Below are 13,527 nucleotides of genomic sequence, written 5' to 3' on the forward strand. Positions count from 1 at the left end.
CTCAGGCGGGCACGTGGTTGCGCAGCCGGAGATCCTCGGGGTACGGCGAGAAGTAGGTCTGGTCCCGTACGTAGGCGGCGGCCAGGCCCTGGGCGTGGTGGCGGATCAGGGTCGCCGGGACGCTCAGCGCCACCCGCCCGGCCTGGTAGGAGGCGATGACCTCCGCCAGGTCGGCCCGGCGCACCGGGTCGAGCGCGTCGCCCACCATGCCCACGCAGTGCTGCAGGACGTTGACGTGCCGGCCGATGCTGGCCTTGGCGGCGAACACCGTGCCGAAGACGCGGGCGTAGTCGACGGCCAGCTCCTCGCGGGGCCGGGAGCCCGCCCCGGCCACCACCCGTCCCGCCTCCCGGAAGGCCGCGGGGTCGTGGGCGAGCATCTGCATCTTGTGCCGGGCGTGGAAGGACACCAGGTCACGGGGGCGCCAGTCGCTCTCCAGCAGCGCGCGGAGCCGGGCGCGGGCGAAGATCCGCTCCACGAAGGTCTCGCGGAGCAGGGCGTCGTGGAGCCGCCCCTCGTCCTCGACGGGCAGCAGCGGATGGGCGTCGAGGACCGCGGACGCGAACACCCCGGTGCCCTTGCGGTCCACGGTCGCGCCCCCGGCGTGGACGGGGATGCCGTGCACCCCGCAGCTGGGGCTCCTAGACTTGAAGACGTAGCCGTCCACCTCGCGCAGGGCCGGGACCCGCTCCTCGGCGAGGGCGGTCATCCGGTCGGTGAGGTCCGTCCGGCTCTTCCTGGAGATCAGCCGCGTCCCGTCCGGTGAGCGCTCCAGGCGGAGGGTCTCGCGCGGGCTGCCGAGGCCGATCTCCATCTCCGGGCAGATGTGCACCCACTCGACGTGCCTGTCGAGCTCGCCGTTGAGGAACCGGTCGCGGCTGTGCCCGCCGTCGAACCGGACCGGCTCGCCCATCAGGCAGCTGGACACCGCGATCCTCGGCCTGACGACCGGCCCGCCCGTCTCATCGGTCTTGCTCATCGTGCTCACCCTGCTCATCGCGCGCGTGCCGCTCGCGCCACGCGCGGCGGCCACCCCGGCCCGTCGGGGCTCCGCCTCCCAGCCGCCCGTCGCGGCCGTGTCGAGGATGCCGGACAGGCGGCGCAGGCCGCGTGCCGTACGTGCCTTGATCGTGCCCAGCGGGACACTCAGCTTCTCGGCGATCTCCCGCTGGGTCAGATCGCCGTAGTAGGCCAGCTCGATCGCCTGGCGCTGCGGCTCGGGCAGCTCGGCCAGCGCCCGCTGCACCTGGTCGCGCTCCGCCAGCCCGTCGCCGTCGGCCCGGCCGTCGGCGCCGGCGGGGTCGGCGATGACGTCCAGCGGCACCGTCTGCGGGGTGCGTACCCGCAGCTGGTCGACCGCGCGCTTGTGGGCGATGCCGAGCATCCAGGCGGGGAGGCTGCGCGCCGGGTCGAAGCGGTGCCGGGAGCGCCAGACCTCCGCGAACACGATCTGCTGAAGGTCCTCGACGTCCTGCGGCCGAACGAATCGTCGCAGGTAGGAGCGGATGAGAGGCCCGTGGGCCCGGAAGCACTCGACCAGCGCCGCCTCATCGCCCTCGGCGAACCGGGTGTTCAGAGGGTCTGTCATGATGCCTCCTCTTACCGAGAAAAGCTACTCAAAACTTATTCATACTCGCTCTGTGGCAGTGATCGCAAGCGACGGGTGAGCGGCACGAAGGTCATCGGGGCCCGGAGGCGCGGGCGGGCACGGGCCGGCGCTTGCCGGAACGGGGCAGGCGGGGGAGGTGGAAAGTCAGGCCAGGGCGGCGGTGACGACGCGGGTGAGGGCGTCCTGGAACGACGCGACGCGCGCGACGGACGCGGGCAGGCCGTCCCACCAGCCCTCGCCGCCGGCGACGACCAGGCTCGGCGGGCGGAGCACGGGCAGCGCCGCGAGCGGGGCGGGGTCCCCGGTCTCGTGCAGCTGGGACCAGACGAAGACCACCGAGGGGCCCAGCCGCCGCATCGCGTCCGCCAGCGCCGGGTAGGGGGTCCGGGCGCCCAGCACCCGGGTCTCCACCCGGTGCTCGCCGGTCAGCGCGGCGGCCAGCGCGTAGACCGGCAGGCTGTGGAGGTCGTTCTCGGCGCAGGCGAGCAGCACGGGGCGGGGGCTCGCCGGGTGGGCGGGGCGTTCGGTGAGCCCGATCAGCGCGGCCATCAGCCGGTCGGAGAACAGGTGCTCGACCTCGATGCTCGCCCCGCTCTCCGACTGTCGCCTGCAGATCGTCTCGAAGACCGGCATCACCAGGTGCTCCCAGGTCCACGGCACGCCGTGCCTGGCCAGCGCCGCGCCGATCCAGTCGTGCACGGCCCCGCCGTCCAGCATCATCGCCGCCCGCGCCAGCATCGCCACCGTCGGCACACCCGGCAGCCGCTCGGCCGTGAGGGACGGGATTCCCCTCGGGGCCGGCCACCGGGGCTCCTGCTCCTGCTCTTGCTCGGAAGGGGGCGCGGGAGGGACGGTCTCGATCCGCAGGACCCTGCGCGCCGCGTCGGCGGCCGGGATCCCGTCCCTGATGAGCCGCTTCATCTCCTCCAGGCGCCGCAGGTCACGGGCGTCGTATCGGCGGTGCCCCCCCGGACTCCGGCGGCTCGGGCCCACGCCGTACCGTAGATTCCAGGTCCGCAGCGTGGGGGCGGGCACCCCGAGACGCCGGGCGACGGCTCCGATGCCGTACCCCGGCTCCTCGTCGGCTGCCACATGACGCTGCTCGTCCATCTCATCCCATTTCAAGCCTGCTCTTCGCGATACCAGCGTGACAGGCGACAGGAGTAGTCGCTCCCTGAACGTTCTTTCGAGTTCCGGCCTCCCGCGGATGCAACCGGCGGGGCGCGACCGGCCGAAGGAGAAACATGACCGACACTGTGATCGTTTTGTTCAGCCGCGACCTACGGGTACACGACCACCCGGCGCTCGCCGCGGCGTGCGAGCGCGCTCGTCACGTCATACCGCTCTTCGTCGTGGATCCCGCCATACCCCCGAGGAACCGAGGGGGGTTCCTGGCCGAATGTCTCGCCGACCTGCGTGAGTCGCTCCGCGAGCGGGGCGGTGAGCTGATCGTGCGCCACGGCGACCCGGTCGCCGAGACGATACGCCTGGCACAGGAGACGAACGCTCAAGCCGTCTACGCCAGCCTGGACGTCAGCACCCTCGCGCGACGCAGGCAGTCGCGCCTGCTGCAGGAGTGCGAGCGCCTCAGGATGGAGTACCTCGTGTTCCCCGGCCTGACGATCGTGCCCCCCGACGCCCTGAGGCCGTCGGGCGGAGGCGACCACTACAAGGTCTTCACGCCCTACCTGCGGGCCTGGGCCCAGCAGCCGCGCAGGGAGGTGCTCAAGGCCCCGGGCATGGTGCACGTCCTCCGCGGCCTGGACGCGGGGAGGCTTCCCGAGGCGGGGCAGGAGCCGTACGAGCTGTCCAGGGGCGGTGAGACGGCCGGGCGCCGGAAGATGGAGCAGTGGCTGAGACACTGCGTGGACGACTACGCCGAGGGCCACGACGACATGGCGGGCAACCGCACCTCCAGGCTCAGCCCCTACCTGCGCTTCGGGTGCGTCTCGCCGCTGGAGCTGGAGGCGCTCGCCAGGGACGTGGGGGACGCCGGGGGCGCGAGGGACGTGGCGGAGATAGAGGGGGAGGGCCGGGAACGCAGGGGAGCCGACGAGTTCGTCAGGCAGCTGTGCTGGCGCGACTTCTTCTACCAGGTGACGCGGGCCTTCCCGCGCATCAACCGGGACGACTACCGGCCGCGCGGGAACGAGTGGCGCGACGACGAGCACAGGGCGCAGGCGTGGAAGGAGGGCATGACCGGGGTCCCGATCGTGGACGCCGGGATGCGGCAGCTGCTCGCCGAGGGCTGGATGCACAACCGGGCGCGCCTGATCACGGGCACGTTCTTCGTCCGGCGGCTGGGCGTCGACTGGCGCGTGGGCGCCGACCACTTCTTCGAGCTGCTGCTCGACGGCGACATCGCCAACAACTACGGCAACTGGCAGTGGGTCGCGGGGACCGGCAACGACACCCGTCCCAACCGGTCGATCAACTACATCCGGCAGGCCAAGCGGTACGACCCGGACGGCGAGTACGTCCGCCGCTACGTCCCCGAACTCGACGCCGTGCCCACGCGGAGGATCCACGAGCCCTGGAGGCTCCCCTCGGGCGTCCCGGGCTACCCGCCGCCCCTGGTGCCCATGGACTGATCCCGGACGGGCGGGGGTCGTGACAGAGGGGGGCGGAACGAATCTCCCCCCTCACACGTCGCACAGGTGTGACCCCCTATGACACCGCCGCCAATGCCGCCGACGCCCTGCTCGCCGCCCGGGAGCGGGTGCGACGGTTCGAACGACTGACCAGCCGGCGCGAGGCGGTGGCCGTGCAGCTCGACGAGGTCGAGGACCTTCTCCACGACCTTGAGGAGCGGCTCGCCAAGGAGGAGCAGGACGTCTCCAGGCTGGAGGGCGGCGGCTTCGCGGCCCTTCTGGCCGGGCTCACCGGGTCCAGGGAGGAACGGCTCGCCAGGGAGCGCGCCGAGGCGCTGGCCGTACGGCAACGCCTGGACGGCCAGCGCAACCGCCTCGAATGGCTGAGGGCGGACCGGGCGGCCGTCGACGAGGAGCTGGCCGGGCTGGGAGCGGCGCGGGAGGAGTACGACGCGCTGCTGGAGCGCGAGGAGCGCCGGCTGGTCGCGTCCGGCACCCCCGGAGGGCGCGAGCTGGTCGAGATCGGTCACCATCTCGCCGACACCCGCGCCGACCTCACCGAGCACCGGGAGGCCCATCAGGCCGGGGTCGACGCGCTGCACGGGGTCGGCGAGGTCCTGCGCCGCCTCGGCAGCGCGCGGGGCGCCTCCACGTGGGACATGCTGGGCGGGGGCGGCTTCGCGGACATGGTGGAGCACGGCCACCTGCGCGACGCCGACGAGGCCGCCTGGCACGCCCAGCAGTTGCTGGACGCCTTCTCCAGGGAGCTCGTCGACATCGGCGTGAACGTCACCCCGAGGCTTCCCGAGGTGGACACCCGCTGGTTCGCCGACATGTTCTTCGACAACATCATCACCGACGCGATCAAGCACCACCGGATCGCCGACACCGGCGCGGCCGTCGCGGACGTCGCCGAGTGGGTGAGGCGTACGGTCGGCGGCCTGGACCTTCACCTCGAAGAGCTGGGCCGGCGGCGGGACGCCCTGGTGGCCCGCCGCGAGGAGGTCATCGTCACCGGCTGAGCCCCGAGCCCCGCCCTTCCGGGCCTTTCCCGTGAGCCCTTTCCCAAGATGCTTTCCCAAGATGCTTTCCCGCGTGGCCTTCCTCGCGCGGGCTCTTCCCGTGGAGGCCTCAACGTGAGGGGCCTTGACGTGAGGGGCCTCAACGTGAGGGGCCTTGACGCAAGGGGCCTCAACGTGAGGGGCCTTGACGTGAGGGGCCTCAATGTAAGGGGCCCCGGAACGAGGAAAGCCCCGGCGGCGGTGAACCTTCCCGGCGGGGCGCCTGGCCGGGAAGGCCCACCACCGCCGGGGTGGCGGTGATCGTTCTCAGTGCTGTGGTCTCAGTGCCGTGGTCTCGGTTCCGTGGTCTCGGCGCGGCGTTCCCGCCGCCATGACCTCGGTGCCGGGCTCTCAGTGCCTGTGGTCGTGACCCGCGTGGTCGTGGTCAGCGTGGTCGTCGTCCTCATCCTCGTCCGAGGGGCCGTCGGAGGGCTCGACGCCCAGCACGGCCTCACGGGGCTCGATCTGGTCGACATGCTCGATCAGGCCCAGGACGTGGTCCGGCTCGATCAGCCACTGCAGCGCGCTGGCGCCGGTGTCGTCGGCCGAGACCAGCTCGGCCTGCTCCTTACGCTCATCGTCGTCCAGGTCGGCGTCAGGGTGGTTGATCTCCTTCAGCGCGGCGGTTTGCAGGGCGGCGAGGTCCTGCACCTCCACGGTCAGCTCAACGGTCAGACGCAGATAGCGTTCGGTGCCCGATACATCACTCATGGTGGAAATCCTAGTGCCTGGGTGGGGTTGGAACTGCCTAGGGGAGCTTCCACTCCACCGGGCTCGTGCCCTGCTGCTGGAGGAGCTCGTTCGTCCTGCTGAACGGGCGGGAGCCGAAGAAGCCGCTGCGGGCCGACAGCGGGCTGGGGTGGGCCGACTCGATGGCCGGGACGGAGCCGAGCATCGGGCGCAGGTTGCGGGCGTCGCGTCCCCACAGGATCGCCACCATCGGCCTGTCGCGGGCGACAAGGGCCTTGATGGCCTGTTCGGTGACCTCCTCCCAGCCCTTGCCCCGGTGCGAGGCGGGCTTGCCCGGCGCGACGGTGAGCACCCTGTTGAGCAGGAGCACGCCCTGCTCGGTCCAGGGGGTGAGGTCGCCGTTGCCCGGCATCGGCAGCCCGAGGTCCTCGGTGAGCTCCTTGTAGATGTTGCGCAGGCTGCCCGGGATCGGGCGCACGTCCGCGGCCACCGAGAAGCTCAGGCCGATCGGGTGACCCGGCGTGGGGTACGGGTCCTGGCCCACGATCAGCACTTTGACCTGATCGAAGGGCTGCTGGAAGGCGCGGAGCACGTTGGCGCCGGAGGGGAGGTACTGCCGGCCTTCCGCCACCTCCTTCCGGAGGAACTCGCCCATCTCGGCGATCTTCTCTGCGGCGGGTTCGAGGGCCTTGGCCCACCCGGCTTCCACGACTTCGTTCAAGGGGCGTGCGGCCATGTGCAGGACCCTATCGAGGTTTTAGGCCCGGTACGGCGAGTGCTGGAAAACAGCGCGCGTCGCACCGGGCCTGCCCCTGTAACTCACTTCACCGAGCCAGCCATCATCCCCTGGACGAAATACCGCTGGAAGGCGAAAAAGAGGATCAACGGGATAATCAGCGACAGGAAAGCTCCTGGCGCAAGAATGTCCACGTTGGTCCCGAACTGCCGCATCTGGGACTGCAGGGCCTTGGTCATCGGCTGGTTCTCGGTGTTGGCGAAGACCAGCGAGACGAGCAGGTCGTTCCAGACCCAGAGGAACTGGAAGATCCCGAGTGAGGCGACCGCCGGTTTGGCCAGCGGGAACACCACGGTGGAGAAGATCTTCCATTCCCCCGCGCCGTCCATCCGTGCCGCCTCCAGCAGCGAGCGCGAGATGCCCGCGAAGAAGTTGCGCAGCAGGAAGATGGCGAAGGGAAGGCCGAAGGCGACGTGGAAGAGCACCACGCTCGCGATGGAGCCGAAGATCCCGGCGGAGCCGTACAGTTTCGCGATCGGGATGAGCGCGATCTGGGTCGGCACCACCAGCAGGCCGACCACCACCAGGAACAGCGCGTCCCTGCCCGGGAACTCCATCCAGGCGAAGGCGTACGCGGCCATGGCGGCGATGCCGATCACCAGGACGGTCGAGGGCACCGTGATGAACACGGTGTTCCAGAACGACGCGGTGAACCCGGTGGCCAGCAGGTCGGAGTAGTTCTGGAAGGTCAGCTCGGCCGGCTTGGTGAGGATCGTCCACCAGCCGGTGGAGTTGTTGGCCGTCTCGTCGCGGATCGAGACCACGAACAGGCCCAGGGTGGGAACCAGCCAGAACAGGCCGACCACCACCAGTACCGCCTGGACCAGGCCGCCGCCCAGCCGGTCCACGATCCTGCCGAGGGCGCCGCGGGGCGGGGCGCCGAGGGTGGAGGTCGTCACTGGTTGTCCCTCCTGAACCGGCGGATGTTGATGATCATGAAGGGCAGCACGAGGACCAGCAGGAAGATGGCGAGCGCGCTGCCCAGCCCCTGGTTGCTGCCGCCGCCGAACGAGACCCGCCACATCTCCAGCGCGATCACGTTGGCCTGCGGCTGCACCGACCCCGGCGCGATGACGAAGACCAGGTCGAAGACCTTCAGGGTGTTGATGATCATCGTGACGAACACGACGAGCAGCACCGGGGAGAGCAGCGGAACGGTGATCTTCCGGAACACCTGCCACTCGGTGGCGCCGTCGATGCGGGCCGCCTCCAGCGCGTCGCGCGGGATGGCCGCGAGGCCGGCCGCGATCAGCACCATGGCGAACCCGGCCCACACCCAGATGAACGCGCCGATGATCGCCGGGGTGATCAGCGTCGGGCCCAGCCAGGGGATCCCGGCGAAGGCCGCGTCGAAGTTCGACTGCGGCAGCCGCACCTGGTAGTCGCCCGGGGCCAGGCCGGTGAAGCGGAAGGTGCCGTCGGCCTCGCTGGTGGCGGTGGCCTTGACGGCGCCGTTCTGCACCGCCTCGACCGTCATCCCGGCGAGGGCCTTCTCGGTGCCGTCGACCTGGTTGGCCGCGCCGCCGCTGCCCTGGGTGAAGTCGAACCAGACGGTCCCGGTCAGCTGGCCGGGGGCCGGCTGGGCCGCCTTCGCTGGTGAGGCCGAGGCGAGGGTGGCGGGCTTCACGCCCACGAGCGGCAGGAGCACCGCCTGCCCCGGCTGCGCGGGCTGCTTGGCCACCACCCCGCCGCCCTGCCCGGGGGCGACCGGGGACTGGTCGTTCTCCCGGGGACGGGCGTCCGGATAGCCCTGGTCCGAGCCGAACAGGCCGGTCACCGAGGTGATGACGGCGTTGGCCACGCCCCGGTCGGGGGCCTGCTCGTAGACCAGGCGGAAGATGACGCCGGAGGCCATCAGCGAGACGGCCATCGGCATGAACACGACCAGCTTGAACGCGGTCGCCCAGCGGATCCGCTCGGTCAGCACCGCGAAGATGAGCCCGATCACGGTGACGAGGGCGGGAGCCACCGCGACCCAGATCAGGTTGTTCCTGATCGTGGTCAGGGTGGAGGAGTCGCTGAAGATCGCCGCGTAGTTGTCCGCCCCGATGAAGGTGCCGCCACTGGCGTCGTAGAGGCTCCGGAAGATCGAGTAGATGATCGGGTAGATCACCATCACGCCGAGCACGAGCGCGCCCGGCAGCAGGAACCACAGCGCCAGCGTCGGCGACGGCCCCAGCCGGGAGGCCTTGGCGGGCCCTGTAGCCGGTGCTGTCGCCGGTGCGGCGGTCGGTGCCACAGCCGGTGCGGCGGCCGGTGCCGCGGCCCCGGCCGTCGCGAGTCCGGGTTCGGCGACCGGCGCGGCGGGGTCGTCCGACCTGACGTCGGCCAGGGCCGGATGACCGTCCCCCTCGCCGGAGGCCGTCTCGGGAGCCGCCCCGGTGGGCTTCGGGTACGTCGGGGGCTCCTCGCCGACCGGGGCCGGGGAGGCCCCGGTGCCGGTCGTACGGGCGCCGCCTGTGTCGCCGCCTGTGTCGCCGCCTGTGTCGCCGTCAGTGTCGGTGGTACGGGTGTCGTCCGGTCCGGAGGAGGGGTCGCGGACGGCGGCGTCGTCACCGTCGCCGTCGCGCGGGTCCCGCGGGCCGTCTAACCGATCGGTCACGGCCGCTCTCCCTTACTTCCAGGCCTGCTTGGCGGCGTCTTCGAGCTTGGCCTGGATGCCCTTGACGTCCGAGGGGTCGCGGACGAAGTCCTGGAGGAACTTCCACTCGGCCTTGCCGTCGGTGCCGCCGAAGGAGCTGGGCGCGAGGTCGGACATGTCGTAGCGGACGGCGTCACCGGCGGCGATGATCGTCTCGGCGAGCTTCCTGGTCAGCTCGTCCGGGTAGTTGTCGGGCGAGACGTTGCGGTTGGGGGAGAGGTAGCCGGGCAGCTTCGCCCAGACCTCGCCGCCCTCCTTGGAGGCGAGGAACTCCAGCAGCGCCATCGCGCCCTTGGAGTCCTTCAGCGCCACCGCGATGTCGCCGCCCAGCACGACCGGCTCGGTGTCACCGGCCTTCGGGAACGGGAAGTACTTGGCCTCCTCGCCGAGCTTCGCGCCCGACTGCTCGGCCGTGACGCCCACGAAGTCGGCCTCGATGACCATCGCCGACTTGTCCTGGCCGTAGACCTGGGTCACGCAGGTCGGGAAGTCGGTCTGCAGGGCCCCGGCGGAGCCGCCGAGCAGGAACTCCTTCTTGCCGACGAGCTGCGCGATCTTCTCCAGCGCGGTGGTCACGCTGGGGTCGGTCCACGGGATCTCGTGCTTGGAGAGCTTGGTGTAGTTCTCCGGGCCCGCGGTGGACAGGTAGACGTTCTCGAACAGGTCGGTGAGCGTCCAGCCGGAGGCGCCGCACAGGGAGAACGGCGGGGTGCCGGAGTCGGCGACCGTCTGGGCGGTCTTGATCAGGTCGTCCCAGGTGGCGGGGGGCGTCGCGCCGGCGTCCTGGAAGGCCTGGTCGCGGTACCAGATGAGCGACTTGTGGGCCGCCTTCACCAGCACGCCGTAGGACTGGCCGCCGGCGGAGCCGAGCTCCTTCCAGTACGGGGTGTAGTTGTCGTCGATCTGCTTCTGGACCTCGGCGGAGAGCGGCTTGAGCGCCTTCTGGTCGGCGTACTGCTGGACCAGGCCGGGCTGGGGCAGGATCGCGACGTCCGGCGGGTTGCCGCCCTCGATGCGCGGGCCGAGGTAGGCGCCGGTGTCCTCGCCGGTGGAGGCGTAGGTGACCTTCGCGCCGGTCTTCGCCTGGAACGCCTTGAGCACCTGCTCGAAGTTGGCCTGCTCGGCGCCGGTCCACTTGGCGGCGACCTCGACGGTCACCCCTTCGAGGGTCTTGGCGGCGGCGGCCGGGGCGGACGAGGACGCGCCGCCGCCCGTGCTCGTCGCCGGGGCGGTCGAGTCGCCGCCGCCACACGCGGCGAGTGCCAGGGCGAGTCCCGCCGTCGTCACCGCGGCAATGGTTCTGCGCATGCTGGACAGACCTCCTGAGACGTTGAGGCTGGAAATTGAGGGGATATATGGGACGAACAAGCAGCCGAAATGGGGATGACGGCTTCTGCCGGGGATCACCCCGGCGTCATCGAGCCCGGATGATCTCTTCGAGTTGGCCCTTCAGCGAGGAGACGACGTCGTGACTGTCGTGCTCGGTGAAGGGCGGTGTGAGGGCGTTGGAGACCGCGCTCGCGATCGCCAGGCTCACCTGGTCGTAGTTGGCGCTGGCGGGCCTGGGCCGGGCGGTGAGGATGCTCTGCTTCAGGACCGGCAGATAGGGAAAACGTTTGATCAGGCCGGGGTCGTCGTACAGCTCGGCCCACACGGGCGGGAACGAGCCGTCGGCGAGCACCCGCCGCTGGTTCTCCAGGCTGGTGAAGTAGCGGATGAACTCGGTGGCCGACTTCTGCCGCTTGGAGAAGGCGCTCACCGCGAGGTTGTAGCCGCCGAGCGAGGCCGTTCCCGGCCCGTCCGCCCCGGGAAGCCGGGTGACCCCGAACTTGTCCGCGACCGCCGAGGTGGTGGCCGGCCCGTAGGTGTGCGGCCAGTTGCGGGCGAAGGCGAGCCTGCCCTCCTCGAAGGCGAGCTGTGCCTCGTCCTCCTTGAAGGAGAGCGACTCGGGCGGGATCCACCCCTCCCGGAAGCCGCCCACCAGGAAGTCCAGGCCCGCCTTCGCCCTGGCCACGTCCATGGTCACCTTGGTGCCGTCCGGGCTGAGGATCTGCCCGCCCGCCGACTGCACGGCCTCGGCGAAGTTGACGGTCAGGCCCTCGTAGGCCAGGAACTGCCCCGCGTAGCCGCCGATGCCGTACTTCTCGTGCAGGGCGCTCGCCTGGTCGCGCAGCTCCCCCCACGTCCTCGGCGGCTTGAAGCCCTCCTTGGCCAGCAAATCCTTGCGGTAGAAGAGCAGGCCGGCGTTGCTGGTGTACGGGACCGCCCAGAGCTTGCCCCGGTAGACGGCCGTGTCGACGACCGGGGGCAGGAACCGGTCCAGCGGGAACATCGCGCGCTCCAGCGGCAGGATCCAGCCCGCGTCGGCGAACTCCGCGGTCCAGATCACGTCCAGCCCGAGCACGTCGTAGCGGTCGCTTTTGGCCTGCAGGTTGGCGACCATCTGCGCCCGCTGCTCGTCGGCCGCCTCGGGGAGCTCCAGCAGGGTGGCCCGCTCCCCGGGGTGGGTCTGGTTCCACCGGTCGAGCAGCGACTGCAGGTAGGCGGTCGCGGGACGGCCGATCACGAGGGTGAAGGGACCCGTCCCGCCGAACCGTTCGGTCTCCCGGGCGCCGGCCGCCGCGCACCCGGCCAGGAGGGGTATGAGGAGCACGGGAAGCACGGCGAGCGCGACGGGGATGAGTCGGCGCACCATGACCTCCCGATTTCCAGTTGGTTACATACGTGTTAGGTAGATGCATGCATGTTATGCATAGCGATAACATCACCGTCAACGGATAACCCCGTAACGCTCACGTAACGAGCTCTCCGAGGAGGTGGGAGCGTGCGGCTGACGCTGCTGGCGCTCCTCGCGAAGGAACCTGCCCACGGCTACGAGCTCAAACAGGCACTTGAACAGATCTTCGGCGGGGCCTACCCTTCACCGAACATCGGGCAGATCTACGTCACGCTCGGCCGTCTGGAGAAGGACGGCCTGGTGCGCGCCGTGGACGTCGAGCAGTCCAACCGGCCGAACAAGAAGGTCTACTACCTGACGGCCGCCGGCCGCGAGATCCTCGAGACGTGGGTGGACGAGCCCACCGAGGGGCCCAGGGTCCGGGACGAGTTCTTCATGAAGCTCGTGCTGGCCCCGATGACCGGTATCGCCGACAGGATGGCGATGATCAACCGCCAGCGCCGTCACTACCTCGGGCTCATGCGTGACCTCAACGACCTCGCCGAGCGCACCGACCCGGAGAACCGCGTCGCGCTCCTGCTGGTCGAGGGGGCCATGCTGCACGTCCAGGCCGACCTCGACTGGCTCGAACGCTGCCAGGAGGACCTGAGTTGACCTCTCCCGTGCTTCCCGTGGCCGAGACCCCCGTGGTCGAGACCGTCAATCTCGTCAAGATCTACCAGGACGGCGGGGTGCCGGTGCCCGCGGTGCGGGGGGTCGACCTGCGGGTGGGCCGGGGGGAGTTCGTGGCGGTCATGGGACCGTCCGGCTCCGGCAAGTCCACCCTGGTCCACATGATCGGCGGCCTTGAGGCCCGGACCAGCGGCGAGATCTGGCTCGACGGGCAGCGGGCCGACACGCTCGGCGAGAGCGCCTGGGCGCTGCTCCGCCGCCGGAGGATCGGCTTCGTCTTCCAGTTCTTCAACCTCGTCGCCAACATGACGGTGGCCGACAACGTCGAGCTGCCCGCGCTGCTGGCCGGAGCCTCCGCGCGCGAGGCCCGCCGGCGCCGCGAACACCTCCTCGGCGAGCTCGGCCTGACCGCCCGCGCCGACGCCGCCCCCTCCCAGCTCGCCGGCGGCGAGCAGCAGCGGGTCGCGCTGGCCCGCGCGCTGGCCAACGAGCCGAGCCTGCTGCTCGCGGACGAGCCCACCGGCAACCTCGACAGCCGCAACACCCGCGACGTCCTGCGCCTGCTCGGCGAGGTCCACCGCGACGGCCAGGCCGTCATCATGGTCACCCACGACGCCAGGGTGGCCAGCCTGGCCGACCGGGTGGTCTCCCTCCTCGACGGCCAGATCGTCGACGACGGCGGCACCGGGCTGGCCCGCCGCCGCCCCAGGGGCGGCGCGGGCGACGTCGTCGAGCTGAGAGGCTGACCGGTGCGTCCCCCGTCCTCCCGGCCCGCACGGGCCCCGGCCCG

12 protein-coding genes are annotated in these 13,527 nt (G+C 70.9%); 4 read left to right on the forward strand and 8 right to left on the reverse strand.

Annotated elements, in window-relative coordinates:
• Position 1: 1 nt before the first annotated feature.
• Together ACFYWM_RS34090 and ACFYWM_RS34095 are read right to left on the reverse strand one after the other, a co-directional pair.
• Positions 2–1,588, reverse strand: coding sequence for a DUF1722 domain-containing protein (locus ACFYWM_RS34090; RefSeq protein ID WP_389922415.1), 1,587 nt, complete (start codon positions 1,586–1,588; stop codon positions 2–4).
• 165 nt (positions 1,589–1,753) lie between these two features.
• Entirely contained in the window at positions 1,754–2,734 is a 981-nt protein-coding gene (locus tag ACFYWM_RS34095; RefSeq protein WP_389922418.1) for a MerR family transcriptional regulator, read from the reverse strand.
• A gap of 119 nt (positions 2,735–2,853) precedes the next feature.
• On the opposite strand from ACFYWM_RS34095, the gene ACFYWM_RS34100 reads away from it, so the two are divergent.
• Positions 2,854–4,200, forward strand: a complete 1,347-nt coding sequence (locus ACFYWM_RS34100) for a cryptochrome/photolyase family protein (RefSeq protein ID WP_389922420.1) — start codon at positions 2,854–2,856, stop codon at positions 4,198–4,200.
• A gap of 68 nt (positions 4,201–4,268) precedes the next feature.
• Positions 4,269–5,222 carry a hypothetical protein gene (locus tag ACFYWM_RS34105; RefSeq protein ID WP_389922421.1) on the forward strand — a complete coding sequence of 318 codons (954 nt, stop codon included), beginning with the start codon at positions 4,269–4,271 and terminating at the stop codon, positions 5,220–5,222.
• Between the two features lie 390 nt (positions 5,223–5,612).
• Here the strand turns inward: ACFYWM_RS34105 and ACFYWM_RS34110 are convergent, their stop codons facing one another.
• The 6 genes from ACFYWM_RS34110 to ACFYWM_RS34135 all read right to left on the reverse strand — a co-directional run bounded on the left by ACFYWM_RS34110 (position 5,613) and on the right by ACFYWM_RS34135 (position 12,083).
• Positions 5,613–5,972, reverse strand: a complete 360-nt coding sequence (locus tag ACFYWM_RS34110; RefSeq protein WP_389922423.1) for a hypothetical protein — start codon at positions 5,970–5,972, stop codon at positions 5,613–5,615.
• A gap of 37 nt (positions 5,973–6,009) precedes the next feature.
• Complete coding sequence (locus ACFYWM_RS34115) at positions 6,010–6,687, reverse strand: uracil-DNA glycosylase (protein ID WP_389922426.1); 678 nt, start codon at positions 6,685–6,687, stop codon at positions 6,010–6,012.
• 83 nt (positions 6,688–6,770) lie between these two features.
• Complete coding sequence (locus tag ACFYWM_RS34120; RefSeq protein WP_389922428.1) at positions 6,771–7,646, reverse strand: carbohydrate ABC transporter permease; 876 nt, start codon at positions 7,644–7,646, stop codon at positions 6,771–6,773.
• The gene (locus tag ACFYWM_RS34125; protein WP_389922431.1) at positions 7,643–9,349 is read right to left on the reverse strand and encodes an ABC transporter permease subunit; all 1,707 of its coding nucleotides are present in this window, start codon (positions 9,347–9,349) and stop codon (positions 7,643–7,645) included. Before ACFYWM_RS34125 ends, ACFYWM_RS34120 begins: the two co-directional genes overlap by 4 nt.
• A gap of 12 nt (positions 9,350–9,361) precedes the next feature.
• Positions 9,362–10,696: an ABC transporter substrate-binding protein gene (locus ACFYWM_RS34130; RefSeq protein ID WP_389922433.1), complete on the reverse strand. Its 1,335-nt coding sequence runs from the start codon at positions 10,694–10,696 to the stop codon at positions 9,362–9,364.
• Positions 10,697–10,802: 106 nt separating this feature from the next.
• Positions 10,803–12,083: an ABC transporter substrate-binding protein gene (locus ACFYWM_RS34135; RefSeq protein ID WP_389922436.1), complete on the reverse strand. Its 1,281-nt coding sequence runs from the start codon at positions 12,081–12,083 to the stop codon at positions 10,803–10,805.
• Between the two features lie 129 nt (positions 12,084–12,212).
• On the opposite strand from ACFYWM_RS34135, the gene ACFYWM_RS34140 reads away from it, so the two are divergent.
• Together ACFYWM_RS34140 and ACFYWM_RS34145 are read left to right on the forward strand one after the other, a co-directional pair.
• On the forward strand, positions 12,213–12,719 hold the full coding sequence (locus ACFYWM_RS34140) for a PadR family transcriptional regulator (RefSeq protein WP_389922439.1): 507 nt from the start codon (positions 12,213–12,215) through the stop codon (positions 12,717–12,719).
• Positions 12,716–13,483 carry an ABC transporter ATP-binding protein gene (locus ACFYWM_RS34145; protein ID WP_389922441.1) on the forward strand — a complete coding sequence of 256 codons (768 nt, stop codon included), beginning with the start codon at positions 12,716–12,718 and terminating at the stop codon, positions 13,481–13,483. The genes ACFYWM_RS34140 and ACFYWM_RS34145 overlap by 4 nt, the downstream gene beginning before the upstream one ends.
• Positions 13,484–13,527 lie beyond the last annotated feature (44 nt).

This window comes from Streptosporangium sp. NPDC002721, assembly GCF_042888905.1.
Lineage (GTDB): Bacteria > Actinomycetota > Actinomycetes > Streptosporangiales > Streptosporangiaceae > Streptosporangium.

Excerpts from the sequence above, each read along its gene's own strand:
- ACFYWM_RS34090 (WP_389922415.1), bottom strand. The coding sequence starts at position 1,588 with ATGACAGACCCTCTGAACACCCGGTTCGCCGAGGGCGATGAGGCGGCG.
- ACFYWM_RS34100 (WP_389922420.1), top strand. The coding sequence starts at position 2,854 with ATGACCGACACTGTGATCGTTTTGTTCAGCCGCGACCTACGGGTACAC.
- ACFYWM_RS34110 (WP_389922423.1), bottom strand. The coding sequence starts at position 5,972 with ATGAGTGATGTATCGGGCACCGAACGCTATCTGCGTCTGACCGTTGAG.
- ACFYWM_RS34115 (WP_389922426.1), bottom strand. The coding sequence starts at position 6,687 with ATGGCCGCACGCCCCTTGAACGAAGTCGTGGAAGCCGGGTGGGCCAAG.
- ACFYWM_RS34130 (WP_389922433.1), bottom strand. The coding sequence starts at position 10,696 with ATGCGCAGAACCATTGCCGCGGTGACGACGGCGGGACTCGCCCTGGCA.
- ACFYWM_RS34135 (WP_389922436.1), bottom strand. The coding sequence starts at position 12,083 with ATGGTGCGCCGACTCATCCCCGTCGCGCTCGCCGTGCTTCCCGTGCTC.